The organism is Klebsiella sp. 18074, assembly GCF_902705905.1.
GTDB lineage: Bacteria > Pseudomonadota > Gammaproteobacteria > Enterobacterales > Enterobacteriaceae > Klebsiella > Klebsiella terrigena.
In genome coordinates, this window is the sequence record NZ_CACSIS010000013.1 from 18,123 (window position 1) to 31,909 (window position 13,787).

9 protein-coding genes, 4 tRNA genes and 1 pseudogene are annotated in these 13,787 nt (G+C 56.2%); 7 read left to right on the forward strand and 7 right to left on the reverse strand.

Features of this window, described 5'->3' with window-relative positions; all coding sequences use genetic code 11:
• The first annotated feature begins 220 nt into the window (after positions 1 to 220).
• From GVK32_RS14115 to GVK32_RS14125, 3 genes are all read left to right on the forward strand, one after another.
• Positions 221 to 1,999 carry a sigma-54-dependent Fis family transcriptional regulator gene (locus GVK32_RS14115; RefSeq protein WP_159873603.1) on the forward strand — a complete coding sequence of 593 codons (1,779 nt, stop codon included), beginning with the start codon at positions 221 to 223 and terminating at the stop codon, positions 1,997 to 1,999.
• A gap of 272 nt (positions 2,000 to 2,271) precedes the next feature.
• Entirely contained in the window at positions 2,272 to 3,921 is a 1,650-nt protein-coding gene (locus tag GVK32_RS14120) for an OFA family MFS transporter (RefSeq protein WP_159873605.1), read from the forward strand.
• Between the two features lie 151 nt (positions 3,922 to 4,072).
• Entirely contained in the window at positions 4,073 to 4,708 is a 636-nt protein-coding gene (locus GVK32_RS14125) for a carbonic anhydrase (protein ID WP_071844942.1), read from the forward strand.
• A gap of 66 nt (positions 4,709 to 4,774) precedes the next feature.
• On the opposite strand, the gene GVK32_RS14130 is transcribed toward GVK32_RS14125, so the two are convergent.
• On the reverse strand, positions 4,775 to 5,992 hold the full coding sequence (locus GVK32_RS14130) for a hypothetical protein (RefSeq protein ID WP_159873607.1): 1,218 nt from the start codon (positions 5,990 to 5,992) through the stop codon (positions 4,775 to 4,777).
• Positions 5,993 to 6,215: 223 nt separating this feature from the next.
• Entirely contained in the window at positions 6,216 to 7,100 is an 885-nt protein-coding gene (locus tag GVK32_RS14135; RefSeq protein ID WP_159873609.1) for an SDR family oxidoreductase, read from the reverse strand.
• A 225-nt stretch (positions 7,101 to 7,325) separates the two neighbouring features.
• On the opposite strand from GVK32_RS14135, the gene GVK32_RS14140 reads away from it, so the two are divergent.
• The 3 genes from GVK32_RS14140 (at position 7,326) to GVK32_RS28890 (ending at position 8,141) form a co-directional block, all read left to right on the forward strand.
• Positions 7,326 to 7,532 (forward strand): hypothetical protein, encoded by a 207-nt coding sequence (locus GVK32_RS14140; RefSeq protein WP_159873611.1) that lies wholly within the window; start codon positions 7,326 to 7,328, stop codon positions 7,530 to 7,532.
• 90 nt (positions 7,533 to 7,622) lie between these two features.
• Complete coding sequence (locus tag GVK32_RS14145; protein WP_159873613.1) at positions 7,623 to 7,808, forward strand: general stress protein; 186 nt, start codon at positions 7,623 to 7,625, stop codon at positions 7,806 to 7,808.
• Positions 7,809 to 7,991: 183 nt separating this feature from the next.
• Positions 7,992 to 8,141 carry a hypothetical protein gene (locus GVK32_RS28890; protein ID WP_200842880.1) on the forward strand — a complete coding sequence of 50 codons (150 nt, stop codon included), beginning with the start codon at positions 7,992 to 7,994 and terminating at the stop codon, positions 8,139 to 8,141.
• 46 nt (positions 8,142 to 8,187) lie between these two features.
• On the opposite strand, the gene GVK32_RS14150 is transcribed toward GVK32_RS28890, so the two are convergent.
• Positions 8,188 to 9,798: an FAD-NAD(P)-binding protein gene (locus tag GVK32_RS14150; RefSeq protein ID WP_159873615.1), complete on the reverse strand. Its 1,611-nt coding sequence runs from the start codon at positions 9,796 to 9,798 to the stop codon at positions 8,188 to 8,190.
• 929 nt (positions 9,799 to 10,727) lie between these two features.
• Between GVK32_RS14150 and GVK32_RS14155 the strand changes: the two are divergent.
• Positions 10,728 to 12,953 (forward strand): annotated as a pseudogene (locus tag GVK32_RS14155) (TonB-dependent siderophore receptor).
• Between the two features lie 284 nt (positions 12,954 to 13,237).
• Here the strand turns inward: GVK32_RS14155 and GVK32_RS14160 are convergent.
• The 4 genes from GVK32_RS14160 to GVK32_RS14175 form a co-directional block, all read right to left on the reverse strand.
• Positions 13,238 to 13,314 (reverse strand) — tRNA-Val (locus tag GVK32_RS14160).
• A 3-nt stretch (positions 13,315 to 13,317) separates the two neighbouring features.
• Positions 13,318 to 13,394, reverse strand: a tRNA-Val gene (locus GVK32_RS14165).
• 4 nt (positions 13,395 to 13,398) lie between these two features.
• A tRNA-Val gene (locus tag GVK32_RS14170) sits at positions 13,399 to 13,475 on the reverse strand.
• A 4-nt stretch (positions 13,476 to 13,479) separates the two neighbouring features.
• Positions 13,480 to 13,556: transfer RNA gene (locus tag GVK32_RS14175), tRNA-Val, on the reverse strand.
• Between the last annotated feature and the right edge of the window lie 231 nt (positions 13,557 to 13,787).

Consider the following 13,787-nt stretch of genomic DNA (forward strand, 5'->3'; position numbering starts at 1 on the left):
CGGCGGCGGCGTAAAAAGTCACCAAAGTGATAAATACACCGCGTCAATTCTCATATTGATATGAAAATGTGATACTTCTTACATATTTTCGTCAAGGAGTGAAAAAGAAGCCTGCCTCTATCAAATATTGTTGGCGGCTGAGTTAGTATCATGGCCGAAGAATAAGAACAATCACATATCCCAGATATCTCAGTTGGTTAGTGATATTAAAAGGTCTATTATGATGCCCTCTAACACATTTTCCGTTTTGATGCAGATTCAGCCGACCATCCAGCGCTTTGCGAGGATGCTATCCAGCGTGCTTCAGCTCGAAGTTGAAATTGTTGATAACACGCTGTGCCGGGTTGCCGGGACCGGCGTATATGCCAAATCACTGGGGCGCAAATTAAATACAGATTCGCGACTTTTGCGCTACATTATTGAAACAAAGAAAGAGAAGGTGGTAACCCATTCCCGTTTCGATCCCTTGTGTAAAGGATGTACCAGTAAAGATAGCTGTAAAGAGAAAGCTTTTCTGGGTACTCCGGTTATTTATCAGGAGCAGTGCGTAGGGGTCATTAGTCTGGTGGCATTAACCTGCGAGCAGCAGGAGCGTATTAATAACAACCTGCGCGAGTTTTCCGATTATGTCCGCCACGTTTCGTCTATATTTGTTTCACGACTGCTGGAGGATCAGGGCGGCAGCGATAATATCCAGAAGATGTTTTTAACGATGATCGAAAATATGGACCAGGGGGTTCTGGTTGTCGGTCACGATCAGAAGGTCAAATTTGCCAATCATACGGCGTTAAAGATTCTCGGGGCGAACCAGGGAAATATGATCGGTCAGCTCATTAATTTCAGGCCGCTGACCTTTGAGCATAATTTCACGCGCGGTCATATGCAGCACGTGATCTCATTCGATAACAAGACCGAAATGATTATTGGCCAGCTGCACGCGGTTCAGGATCAGTGGCTGTTTTTAATGGCCTTCCATCAATCGCACTCCTCCTCGAATTTAACCGCCTCGGTGGAGGAGCCGCAGATTGAGCAGATGGTGGGAGAGTGTCGGCCGATGCGGCAGCTGAAAAAGCTGATCAGCCGCATCGCCCCCAGCCCCTCAAGCGTCATGATTGCCGGCGAAAGCGGCACCGGGAAAGAGGTGGTTGCCAGAGCGATACACAAGCTCAGCGATCGTCAGGCCAAACCTTTTATCGCCATTAACTGCGCCGCTATCCCTGACCAGCTGCTGGAAAGCGAGCTCTTCGGCTACGTCAAGGGCGCGTTTACCGGTGCCTCGGCGAACGGCAAGACCGGGCTTATCCAGGCGGCAAACCACGGCACGCTGTTTCTCGACGAGATTGGCGATATGCCCCTGACGCTGCAGGCTAAGCTACTGCGGGCGATTGAATCGCGCGAAATCCAGCCCGTCGGCGCCAGCCATCCGGTGCCCGTCGATATCCGCATTATTTCGGCGACTAACCAAAATCTCGAGCAGTTTATCGTGGCCGGTAAATTCCGCGAAGATCTCTACTATCGCCTCAACGTGATCCCTCTCAGACTGCCGCCGCTGCGGGAGCGTCAGGAGGATATTGAGCTGCTGATCCACTATTTTCTCCATCTGCACACTCGGCGCCTTGAGCTGGTCTACCCCGGCGTGGCTCCGGAGGTCGTTGCCATGCTGAAGGGCTACCGCTGGCCGGGAAATATTCGCGAGCTGAGCAACCTGATGGAGTATCTGGTCAACGTGGTGCCCTCGGGCGAGGTTATCGACGCCTCGCTTCTGCCACCCAATATTATCAGCGGCGCCAGGCTTGCCGAGCGTGAACCTGGCGCCGCCCTCCCGGTGAGCATGCCGGGAGAAGAGGAGAGCGTCACGGCGCTGGAGGAGATGGAAAGGCAGATGATCCGCGAAGCGTTAACCCGCCATAGCAATAAAAAGCAGGCGGCAGATGAGCTCGGGATTGGCATTGCCACCCTGTATCGTAAGATTAAAAAGTATGAGCTGGTGGGGCTGTAAAAGCGCCGGCCGGAGGGGCTGAAAGCACCCCGCGTATCACTCTGAGAGTCCAGTTATCAAAATCGCTACCGGGCGCCCGCTTCGTTGTCGCTCTTTGATGACTTTGGGGTTGTTCGTTTTTTGAGCGCAATGTTCAAAGCGATCCGCCGTCGTGCTTGCTCGCTTCAGTCGCCATTTCATAGTCTTAACGGGATGGATGGCACCGTTCTTGCCTTGTGATGTTCTCTTCGGCCGCCGCGGCGGCCGGTAGCAAACATGATAAGGACAGGAACATGGCGCAAACCAATGACAATATCGCTCCCTCATCCGTACCCCCGCGACACGCTTTTTTTTCAAAACCACGCATTATCGCCCGACCGGGGTTTAACCGCTGGCTGGTGCCGCCGGCGGCGCTGGCGGTGCATCTCTGTATCGGGATGGCCTACGGTTTTTCCGTCTTCTGGCTACCGATGTCGCAGCTGGTGGGCGGCAGCGGATCGCTGCACTGCCCGGTCACGATGTCCTTCTGGCAGCAGCTTTTTACCCGTGAATGCGACTGGAAAATCTCGCTGCTAGGCTGGACCTATACGCTGTTTTTTGTCTTTCTCGGCTGCTCCGCGGCGCTGTGGGGAAGCTGGCTGGAAAAGGTCGGGCCGCGGCTGGTGAGCTTCATCGCAACGCTATGCTGGTGCGGCGGGCTGCTGCTCTCAAGCGTTGCCATCTATTTTCATCAGCTCTGGCTATTGTGGCTGGGGGCAGGGGTTATTGGCGGAGTCGGCCTTGGGCTGGGCTATATTTCTCCGGTCTCGACCCTGCTGCGCTGGTTCCCCGATAAGCGCGGAATGGCCGCCGGCATGGCGATAATGGGCTTTGGCGGCGGCGCGCTGGTGGGGGCGCCTCTGGCAAACGCGTTGATGAATTTTTTCGCCGACGCGACGGGTAACGGCGTCTGGCAGAGCGTTCTGGCGCTGTCAGTCATCTATGCCCTGTTTATGCTCTGCGGTACCTTCGGCTATCGTCTGCCGCCGATGGGCTGGCATCCTGCCGGAGAGAAGGCGCTAAAAGTGATGAGCGCGCATTCCACCATTCAGGTACACGTCAGCATAGCCTGGCGCACGCCGCAGTTCTGGCTGCTGTGGCTGGTGCTGTGGCTGAACGTAACGGCGGGGATCGGTATTTTAGGGATGGCCTCACCCATGCTGCAGGAGATTTTTGCCGGCAAGCTGCTGGCGACGAGTCTGCAATGGCACGAGCTTAACGCCGACCAGCTACGGCGCATCGCGACCATGGCGGCAGGCTTTACCGGGCTGCTGAGCCTGTTTAATATCATCGGCCGCTTCTTCTGGGCTTCGGTTTCGGATCTTTGCGGCCGGAAAATGACCTTTGCCATGATTTTTCTTCTCGGCGCCGCGCTGTACGGCTCCTTGCCGCTGATCAACCACGGCGGCTATGTCGCCATTTTCGTCTGCGCCCTGTGCGTTATCATTTCGATGTACGGCGGCAGCTTTGCCACTATCCCCGCCTATCTGGCCGATATCTTCGGCGCGCAGATGGTGGGGGCGATTCACGGGCGTCTGCTGACGGCATGGTCCGCCGCCGGTATTAGCGGCCCGGTTTTAGTGAATTATTTACGGGAATATCAGCTGGCGCAGGGGCTTGCTCCACAGCGGGTATACGATATTACGCTGATGGTCCTCACCGGGCTGCTGGTTATCGGCCTGATCTGCAACCAGCTGATCCGCCCGATACCGCAAAAATATGCTATGTCCGCCCAGCAACAGCAGCAGGCGAAGGGGTTGTATACGGTGAATGAGAACGCGCAGCTCAGCTGGGAGCCGCGGCCGTCGAGGGCGCTGATGGCCTTGAGCTGGTTCGCGGTAGGGGTGCCGCTGCTGTGGGGAATAGGGACCACCTTCCAACAGGCGGTGAAGTTCTTTATGTAGCTATCCGCCAGGCAAGCGCCCGCCGGGGCATCGGCCGGGTGCTCGCTAAATCGCCGTTTATCAAAATAATTCCCATTCGACCCGTCGGTGATACACTACATACTGTGATCTTTGTCATACCGTAATTAAAACAGAGAAAAGAGACACTGCTATGCAACATATCATTGAGGGTTTCCTCAACTTCCAAAAAGAGATCTTCCCCCAGCGTAAAGAGCTCTTTCGTAGCCTGGCTTCCAGCCAGAATCCCAAAGCGCTTTTTATCTCCTGCTCCGACAGCCGTCTGGTGCCAGAACTGGTGACCCAGCAGGATCCTGGACAGCTCTTTGTTATTCGTAATGCGGGTAATATCGTGCCTTCCTTCGGGCCGGAACCGGGTGGGGTTTCAGCTACCATCGAGTACGCGGTTGTTGCCCTCGGAGTGACCGATATCGTGATTTGCGGCCATTCTAACTGCGGCGCGATGACGGCGGTTGCGACCTGTCAGTGCCTCGACTCCATGCCGGCGGTTTCCCACTGGCTGCACTATGCCGATGCGGCGAGAGCGGTGGTTGATAGCAAAACCTGGGATAGCGAAATCGATAAAGTGAATGCGATGGTGCGAGAGAACGTTATCGCCCAGCTTAACAATATCAAAACGCATCCGTCGGTAGCCGTCGGGCTGCGCGACGGCGCGCTGCGCCTGCACGGCTGGGTATATGATATCGAAAGCGGTGCGATTGGTGCCCTCGATAAAAACACCAAATCCTTCGTCTCGCTCTCTGAAAACCCTGAAGTTTTCTTCGAGTAGCTCTTCTACAGGGCATGGAAGCCCTGCATCCCGCACTTCGCCGTCATCCTGCTGATAAACGCTCCGCTACGCCCGCTCGGGTCTGATAGAGGCTTTGCCGATCGCCAGCAGCGCGACGCTCAAAATAAATCCCGTTCCGCTGAACAGATAGAGCGAGCCGGCGGCTCCGATAGCCTCAGCGCAGTATCCCGCGCTGAGAGAGACGATCGCCGAGACCGCCATTTGTCGCCGGTAGCTTCTGGCGATCGCGGCTGGCACCTGTTGCCGCTCGAAGTTTCTGAGCAACGCGTAGACGGCGAGGGAGAACACGACGTTAGAGAAAATATGCGCCACAAAGACCAGCGCCAGCGCCACAGCGGGCCACGGCGCGAAGGGGATCAGCCCGTAGCACAGCAGAAAAATCGCCAGGCAGCCGATCGGCAGCCCGTTGCTGCTGCTGTTTTTTTCAAAACGCGCCGGGTTGAGCAGCAGCGGCCCAACCAGCTGGCCCAGGCTGCGGGTAAAAAGCAGCGCCAGAGCGGTTGTTTGTTCCGGCGAGCCTGATGAGAGCGCCCCAGGTGCCAGCCCCGGAAGCAGCGCCATTGCCGGCGCCCCCGCCGCGGCCAGCAGGGGAAGGAGCAGCATCGCACGGCGCTGGGAATGGGTCAGCGTTTGCCGGCGCAGCGGAGAGTGGCTCCGGACGTGCTCGACAAACGGCGCGCCGACGCGCGTTTTCGCCCGCCCGAGGAGGATGAGGGCGGCGGCGAAGCTCAGCAGATCGATAAGCAGCAGATGCGTTGCGCTCATATATCCCCGCAGGACGAATCCCAGACCAATACCGCAGAGCACGTTACCGGCAAAAATAATGCTTTCGAGCGTCGTGGCGACCGGGAGCTCCTCTTCGCTCAGGCCGGTTTTGAAGAGTTGACTCAGCGCCGGGAAGGTCATGCCGGTGGTGAACGCCCCGATCGCCTGAGCGATGAGCAGCAGCGGGATAGAGTCAATCGCCACGGCATAAAACGGCGCCGCCAATCCGATAAGGCCGAGCCCTTCGCCGAGTATCAGGATCGTAAAGGGGCTCAGGCGCCGGCAAAAGCGTTCGCCCACGATGCTGCCGAGCAGTCCTGGCACGGTGGACAGAACGTAGGCGAGAGCCAGCGACGCGACGGGTGTCGAGAGGCGGATTAGCTCGCCAAAAACGACGATCCAGGTGATACCGTTGCCTATCGAGGAGATCAGAAACGCGAGAGCGAGCAGGCGTAGCCACGGCTTATTCGCCATGGTCTGGAGAAGGATTCGAATCATTGTCATGTCCGTAATAAGCGAAAAATTGTCTTTCCAGCCACGGGCTAGCCGCCGTTAGCTGAAAATTAATACAACTGTTATCGGGCTTATTGTCAGGACATTACATAACCAGGGATCCGCCGGGGAGGAGTGCAAGTGTTAATTTAATATTGCATATTTGTAGCGTTGTCAACGCCGGCGCGCCGACAACGCTATCGTGCTCTCTGCCGTGCTGGCGGACGGCTTACAGCACGCCATCGCCGCCGTCCGAACACCAGACCTGGCCGGAGGTGAACGAGCAGGCGTCGGAGGCCAGCGTCACGTACAGCGGGGCAATCTCCACCGGCTGCCCAGGGCGACCGAGCGGGGTATCCGCACCAAACTGGCGGACCTTCTCCTCAGGCTGGCCGCCGCTAGACTGCAGAACCGTCCAGTAGGGGCCGGGGGCGACGGCATTGACGCGGATCCCCTTCGGGCCCAGCTGTTTGGCTAATGATTTAGTGAAGGCCACGAGGCTGGCTTTGGTCTGGGCGTAATCAAAGAGTATCGGGCTCGGCTTAAAGGCCTGAACCGAGGAGGTGTTGATGATAGCGCTATGCTCTTTGAGATGGCGCAGCGCGGCTTTGGTTATCCAGAACGGCGCGTAGACGTTGGTTTTGAAGGTGGCGTCAAAATCCGCCGTCGTGAGTTCTGCCAGCGAGTCGCAGTACTGCTGACGCCCGGCATTATTGACCAGAATATCCAGACCTCCCAGCTCTCTGGCGGCCTTTTCAACCAGCGCTTCGCAGAAGGATTCGCTACGAATATCGCCGGGAATAGCCACCGCCTTGCGCCCTGCGGTCTCAATCAGAGCGATGACCTCTTCGGCGTCGGCTTCTTCCTCCGGCAGATAGTTTATCGCCACGTCCGCTCCTTCCCGAGCAAACGCAATGGCCACCGCGCGGCCGATACCCGAGTCGCCGCCGGTAATCAGCGCTCTCTTGCCGGACAGCCTGGCCGAGCCAACGTAGCTTTCTTCGCCATGATCGGGAACGGGCAGCATCTCCGATGCCAGGCCGGGAGGTGTTTGCGGCTGGTCGGCAAAAGGAGGGAGGGGGTATTGTGCGCTGAGTTTGGCGTGGTCGCTCATCTAATTTCCTCTGTTCAGGTAAATATTAATAATAGGCCCAACGACCGGCGCGAAAAGGTATTTTATGGATTAATTAAGCCGTGGTGTCGGTGTTATTATGTTGCCGCGGGAAGATATCATGCGTAATTGGCTGATTAGCCTCCATGTTTTATTCCAACGCCCGATTTGGGCTGAATAAAACTTTAGGATTGTTCCAGCAGTCGGTGCGGAAGGTATTACCTGGCGATGCGTGGTGGTAATAGCCTGCGGCAGGATGATATTAATTTTACGTTCTTTACAAATACGCCGAATTTTAGCGCTGAAAAAATAATTCGGTGCCGCTTAATAGGTTGTCCGGTTGAGGGTTATGCGGGATGGAATGAGATGTTTAAATTTATTTCTGGCGCCATTTTTATTGGCCTGGCCCGCCGGGTAAGCGATCCGGCGGTTTGACACAGGCTTCATATCACTTACTGTTAACTCTCGACGGCGATGATTTTCCATCGCGAATCATTTTTCATAAACCAACCGAAAGGTAGCATTATGGCAGAGCACAGAGGTGGAACGGGTAATTTCGCGCAAGACCGGGAAAAAGCATCTGCAGCCGGTCGTAAAGGCGGTCAGCATAGCGGGGGGAATTTTAAAAACGATCCTCAGCGTGCTTCAGAAGCCGGGAAAAAGGGCGGTGAGAATAGCCACGGCGGCGGGCGTAAATCAGGCGCCAGCTAATTCCCGCTCGGTCTGGCATAAAGCGTAACGCTATCGTCAGCGTCATATATCCTGCGGGCCGTTGGCCCGCATTTTTTTGCCCACAGCGTCAACGCACCGGCATCAATGCTATATATCTGCGTCGTCTGTTAAATAGTCTGCTCTTTGCGTAACGACCGCAGCCAGCAGCGGAGGATAAATACTATGTCCCAGTCTAGCGTAAACGCCCCTGATAAACCGGCCCGCCATCCGGCAAAAGGCGATCCCCGCGAACGAGGGGAAATACCGCGTAAAAGGGATGATAGCGAAGATCGCAAAAAGGACCCCTGGCAGCCTGCTCCCGACCGGCGCTAAGGGCAGGGCCTTAGCGCCGATGCCCGCCCGAAAGCGTCAATGGCGGCTAGCGCTCGATAAACGGCAGCCACCGCCGCGGGCGCGCTGCCGGCTGCGATGCGGCTTTAGCCATCGCGGCGCCGATCTCCGCGCAGACCGTAAGCCCCTGAACGAACGGGCGGTCGTGCATGAGATAGGGCAGCGCACCAAACGCAATGCGCCCGCGAACGATCTCCGGCTCCAGCAGCGTATAGTCTTCCCCGACGTCGGGAATAGCGTCCCCGGCGGCGAGGATCTGCTGGCGCAGCGTCGGGAACGGCAGGTCTTTGGTCTTCAGCGGCTTCTGCCCTCTGGCATCGATAAAGACCTCAAAGGCATACCTGGACTGGCCAACGCTAATTTCCGTTAGGTTATCCTCAATGGCGATGGCGTAATCGGGCCCAAGCGGGAGAATGCTGATAACGCCGGCCTCGTGCAGCGCCAGCAGCCGACGAATGGATTGCGACGGGATCGCCGCGTAGTTATCGATAAATACCCGCGCCAGGCCGGCGCTAAACCGCTCGCTGTCCCGTGAGTTGAGATGAGGGACGATGGCCTGGACCGCTTCATGCAGTCTGAGGATTGCGTAGCGCCAGGCCACCGTGCGCCTGTCGCGCTTGTTGCGCTCGACCTCGATGAGATTCGCCTCGGCCCAGCGGAAAGGGTCACGCTTCCTGCGCGCGGCGAACCAGGCATTGTGGAAGCTGTCGGCGTTAAGCGAGTGCAGCGCTATTTCCCGGCTCCACTGCGGGTCGGCGGCGTCAATTTCCTGCGCCATCAGCGCGAAGACCCGGTCGAGCAGCCCCTCGGGTCCGACGGCGATGTGCCGGGCAATCGCCTCGTTGCTGGCGATTGTTAAGGGCTCATAGGGAATGGGGCAGTAGAAGTCGGCTTCAGGCAGGATCCCGGAGCGAGACATCATCACCATTTCCAGCGCCTCGCTGCCGCGATCCAGCCTGAAGCTCAGCGACCGGTCCTCCGCCTCCACAAACTCCCCGTGCTGCGCGGCAACCGCCATGGCGGCATCGATGCCGCTGAGCGACGTTCCCATAATTCCGACCCGACAGGGCGCGATGCGCGCGCTCATTAGCCCCGACCACGGGCTCGGGAAATGGGCGCGCGGGGTGGTGTCGTCGTCAGGCCAGACGTGGCCGGTGGCGATAACCGCAAGGTCAAAATGCGCGGGTTCTGTAACCCTCTGGGCGCAGAGCATCACGCCTTCGGAGGTGACGTGCAGATCCTCCACCCGGCAGGATTCGTGGATCGCGACCTCAAATCCGCGCCGGCGGGCCGTCGCCACCAGCTGCAGAAACTGGTCGTGGAAATATTCACCCAGCAGCAGGCGCGGCAGGAACTGGCGGATATGAAGAGACTCTTTACGCACCCCGTAGCGCGCCAGATGCTCAGCGCTCAGCCCCTGCAGCCAGTCGATATAGGTTGAGAAAATGGGGGGGATTTCGATGCTGGCAATGTTCGCCAGCATCATCCGCGCGGTGTCTTCCTTGCTATAGGGCATCCCGACGCCGGCCCGGTCGGCCTGTTCATAGATGGAGACGGCAAGCGGTATCGCGTTCTGTAAAAGGGCGTGAAAAGTATAAATCCCCGTCGGTCCGGCGCCGATAATCGCAATTTTCTTCATTGATATGGGCTCGTTGTTTTAGGCGCAGCCATCCGTTATCTGGCTGATGCTGAAGGTGTAACTAAGGGCACGGACCAAAGTATAAACGAAGGATCGCGGGGCAACGGTAAAGTGCCTGTATCTGCTAGCGAATAGTTGTGCTGAAGCGGCGGGAGCATCCTTTCATTAAAGGGGACTTAAAATCATTTTTTGTTGTTGTCAATTCCGCGGCGTTAGCCTGCCCGGTATGAGGAACCGAAAATCATGGGGATGAGGGGAATTAATAATTAACGCGGACGGTATTTTTCTTGCGGCAATAAACAAGCCCAGAATTTAATGATTGTGATTATATACTCGTCATACTTCAAGTTGCATGTGTGTTGGCTACGTTCGCTCACCCGAATCACTTACTGGTGTAAGCTCATCGGGATTCACTCCCTTGCCGCCGTCCTGCAACTTGAATTATTTAGAGTATATTATGATTAAATTGTGTTTATTTAATGTGGATGTAATTCATTGAATTTTATTGGCTGTAATTAATAAATCTTGAGTTTATTTGTATCTTGCTGTTTTTATTGTTTTATTTTTATTTACATCCTGCCAGTTAATTATGGGCTTGATAATGAATCTCGTTTTTAATAACGTAGGGCGGCACAATAATCCTATTGGGTGCTGTTCGGAATACGCTCTCAAAGAATAGCGTGGCGCGTTTGTCTCTTCGTTTTTCCAGGGCGGAATTTTTATTTTTGGCAAAAAGGGTTAATTGATATCCCGATATAACATCGGGAGGCGCCTGCTTACGCCAAAATCAGAGACGATGTTCTGTGCCTGGAGGTTGCTGCCGTTGTTTATCTGACGGATGAAGAAGGCGTGCCCCGACAGCAAAAAAAGAAAACAGGGCATATTTCATGAAACATTATTCGCAGTACTCGCTGGCCGTGCTGATTCACATGGCTATCTGGGGAGTGGGGTTGCCAGCGCAGGCCGCTGACGACAGCACGCCAGACGAAACGAAGAAATCCGCTGCGGCAACCGCATCGGAGAATCACGACGAAACGATGCTCGTTACCGCGGCCGCGCAGACTCTCCAGGCCCCCGGCGTCTCCACCATCACTGCCGATGAAATCCGCAAACATCCACCCGCACGCGACGTCTCCGAACTGATTCGTACCCAGCCCGGCGTCAACCTGACGGGCAACTCCACCAGCGGTCAGCGCGGTAATAACCGCCAGGTCGATATTCGCGGTATGGGGCCTGAGAACACGCTGATACTGGTGGACGGTAAACCGGTGACCAGTCGTAACTCCGTGCGCTATGGCTGGCGCGGAGACCGCGACACGCGCGGTGATACCAGCTGGGTACCGGCGGAAATGATTGACCATATCGACGTTATTCGCGGCCCGGCGGCGGCCCGCTACGGCAATGGCGCAATGGGGGGCGTGGTTAACATTGTCACTAAACCGACCAGCAGCGAGTGGCATGGTTCCTGGAATACCTATATGAACGCCCCTCAGCACCGTAAAGAGGGCTCGACGAAGCGCACGAACTTCAGCCTAAACGGTCCGCTGTCGGATGAGGTCAGCTTTAATTTATGGGGTAACCTGAGCAAGACCTAGGCCGATGCCCAGGATATTAACTCCGGTCATGAAGCGGCACGAACCGGTACCTATGCGGGATCCTATCCTGCAGGGCGCGAAGGCGTCGTGAATAAAGATATCCACGGCAAGCTGCGCTGGGAGTTTGCGCCGATGCAGGCGCTGGAGTTCGAAACCGGCTACAGCCGTCAGGGCAACCTGTATGCCGGCGACACGCAGAACACCAACACCAGCACGCTGGTGAAAAGCATGTACGGCAAGGAGACCAACCGCCTCTATCGCCAGACCTACGGCGTGACCTGGACTGGCGGCTGGGATAACGGCGTGACCAGCAACAGCTACGCCCAGTATGAACATACCCGCAACTCCCGGATGAGCGAAGGGCTGGCGGGCGGAACGGAGGGCATCTTCTCCAGCAGCGAATTCTCGGATATCGACCTCTCGGACGTGCTGTTGCACAGTGAAGTGAATATCCCGTTTACCCTCGGGGTTGAGCAGAATCTGACCCTGGGCACCGAGTGGAACCAACAGCGGATGAAGGATGGCGTGTCGACCACCCAGTCTCTCTCCTATGGCTCCATCGACGGCACCCCGGCAACCGGGCGCAGCCCGTACTCCAGCGCGGAAATTTTCTCGCTGTTTACCGAAGACAATATCGCGCTGACGGATAGCACCATGCTGACGCCAGCCCTGCGCTTTGACCACCACAGTATTGTCGGTAATAACTGGAGCCCATCGCTGAACCTCTCCCAGGGGCTCTCCGATGACTGGACGCTGAAACTGGGGATTGCCCGTGCCTATAAAGCGCCGAACCTCTACCAGCTCAACCCGAACTATATTCTGTACAGTAACGGCCAGGGCTGCTACGCCAGCAGTTCCGCCTGTTACCTGATGGGTAATAGCGATCTGAAGGCCGAAACCAGCGTTAACAAAGAGATCGGTCTTGAGTATAAGCACGAGGGCTATCAGGCGGGGCTGACGTGGTTCCGCAACGACTACCGCAATAAGATTGAATCCGGTTACTCGGCGGTAGGCACGGCCAGCAACGGTACGACCAATATCTATCAATGGGAAAACGTGCCGAAGGCGCTGGTAGAAGGGCTCGAAGGCTCGCTAAACCTGCCGGTGAGCGAAACGGTCAACTGGAGCAATAACCTGACGTGGATGCTGCAGAGTAAGAACAAGACCACCGGCGATCGCCTGTCGGTCATTCCGCAGTTCACGCTGAACTCGACCGTTAGCTGGCAGGTGCGCGACGATCTCTCCTTACAGAGCACCTTCACCTGGTATGGCCGCCAGAAACCGAAGCGCTTTAACTATAAAGGTGAGGCGGTGTCCGGAAGCGAGCTAAACGAAGTCAGTCCATACAGCATTGTTGGGCTAAGTGCGACCTGGGACGTCAATAAAAACCTGAGTCTAACCAGCGGCGTGGATAACTTGTTTGATATTCGCCACTATCGTGCCGGTAATGCGCAGACGACGGGGAACTCGACAACCGGGGCTTATCTGTATGGCGCCGGCGCGGAAACCTACAACGAGTCGGGGCGGACGTTCTATGTGAGCGTGAATACGCATTTCTAAGGCATCATCAATCACGGGCCGGGATATTTTGCTATTTCGGCCTTTTTTGCCGTCAGCTAAAACAACTTGTCCGTAGCATTTGCCGGGCGGATTGCTGGCGCTAAAAGCACCTACGCTCCGTGCCGCTGACGGATCTGGTCAGGACTGGAATCTGGGATGTCTGGTTAGCATCAGGCGTAGGGTATTAAATGAATTTGGATGTCGTGGAACAGGGGATGTCGAGTAGGACTGAACTGCTTCAGGAAGCGCTTCTTTCGAGGAAAATGCACCAGATTAAGAAAATCTGGTGCGTCCGAGTGGACTCGAACCACCGACCCCCACCATGTCAAGGTGGTGCTCTAACCAACTGAGCTACGGACGCATTTGGTGCGTTTAATTGGACTCGAACCAACGACCCCCACCATGTCAAGGTGGTGCTCTAACCAACTGAGCTATAAACGCTTTATGGTGCGTTCAATTGGACTCGAACCAACGACCCCCACCATGTCAAGGTGGTGCTCTAACCAACTGAGCTATAAACGCTTTATGGTGCGTTCAATTGGACTCGAACCAACGACCCCCACCATGTCAAGGTGGTGCTCTAACCAACTGAGCTATGAACGCAATGTTGTGGTGACAACGGGGACGCATATTAGCGATAGGGAGAGGTTGTGGCAAGAGGCAAACGTCACTTTTCTTGCAGAACAGACGCGATTGCGGAAGTTTTACTCATATTGTCTATATTTTGCTGATGATAAAGGATATTTCTTGCCCAGTTTGCCCCGGTAGGCCCTGGCGAGCGGGGAGATGGGGCGTTTCGCCTCGCCTGCAGAGAACCTGTTGGCGGGCGGACGC

What these genes read in the sequence shown, in the direction of transcription:
- GVK32_RS14115 (WP_159873603.1), top strand. Translation starts at nt 221, where the DNA reads ATGATGCCCTCTAACACATTTTCCGTTTTGATGCAGATTCAGCCGACC.
- GVK32_RS14150 (WP_159873615.1), bottom strand. Translation starts at nt 9,798, where the DNA reads ATGAAGAAAATTGCGATTATCGGCGCCGGACCGACGGGGATTTATACT.
- GVK32_RS14125 (WP_071844942.1), top strand. Translation starts at nt 4,073, where the DNA reads ATGCAACATATCATTGAGGGTTTCCTCAACTTCCAAAAAGAGATCTTC.
- GVK32_RS28890 (WP_200842880.1), top strand. Translation starts at nt 7,992, where the DNA reads ATGTCCCAGTCTAGCGTAAACGCCCCTGATAAACCGGCCCGCCATCCG.
- GVK32_RS14145 (WP_159873613.1), top strand. Translation starts at nt 7,623, where the DNA reads ATGGCAGAGCACAGAGGTGGAACGGGTAATTTCGCGCAAGACCGGGAA.
- GVK32_RS14135 (WP_159873609.1), bottom strand. Translation starts at nt 7,100, where the DNA reads ATGAGCGACCACGCCAAACTCAGCGCACAATACCCCCTCCCTCCTTTT.
- GVK32_RS14120 (WP_159873605.1), top strand. Translation starts at nt 2,272, where the DNA reads ATGGCGCAAACCAATGACAATATCGCTCCCTCATCCGTACCCCCGCGA.
- GVK32_RS14130 (WP_159873607.1), bottom strand. Translation starts at nt 5,992, where the DNA reads ATGATTCGAATCCTTCTCCAGACCATGGCGAATAAGCCGTGGCTACGC.
- GVK32_RS14140 (WP_159873611.1), top strand. Translation starts at nt 7,326, where the DNA reads ATGCGTGGTGGTAATAGCCTGCGGCAGGATGATATTAATTTTACGTTC.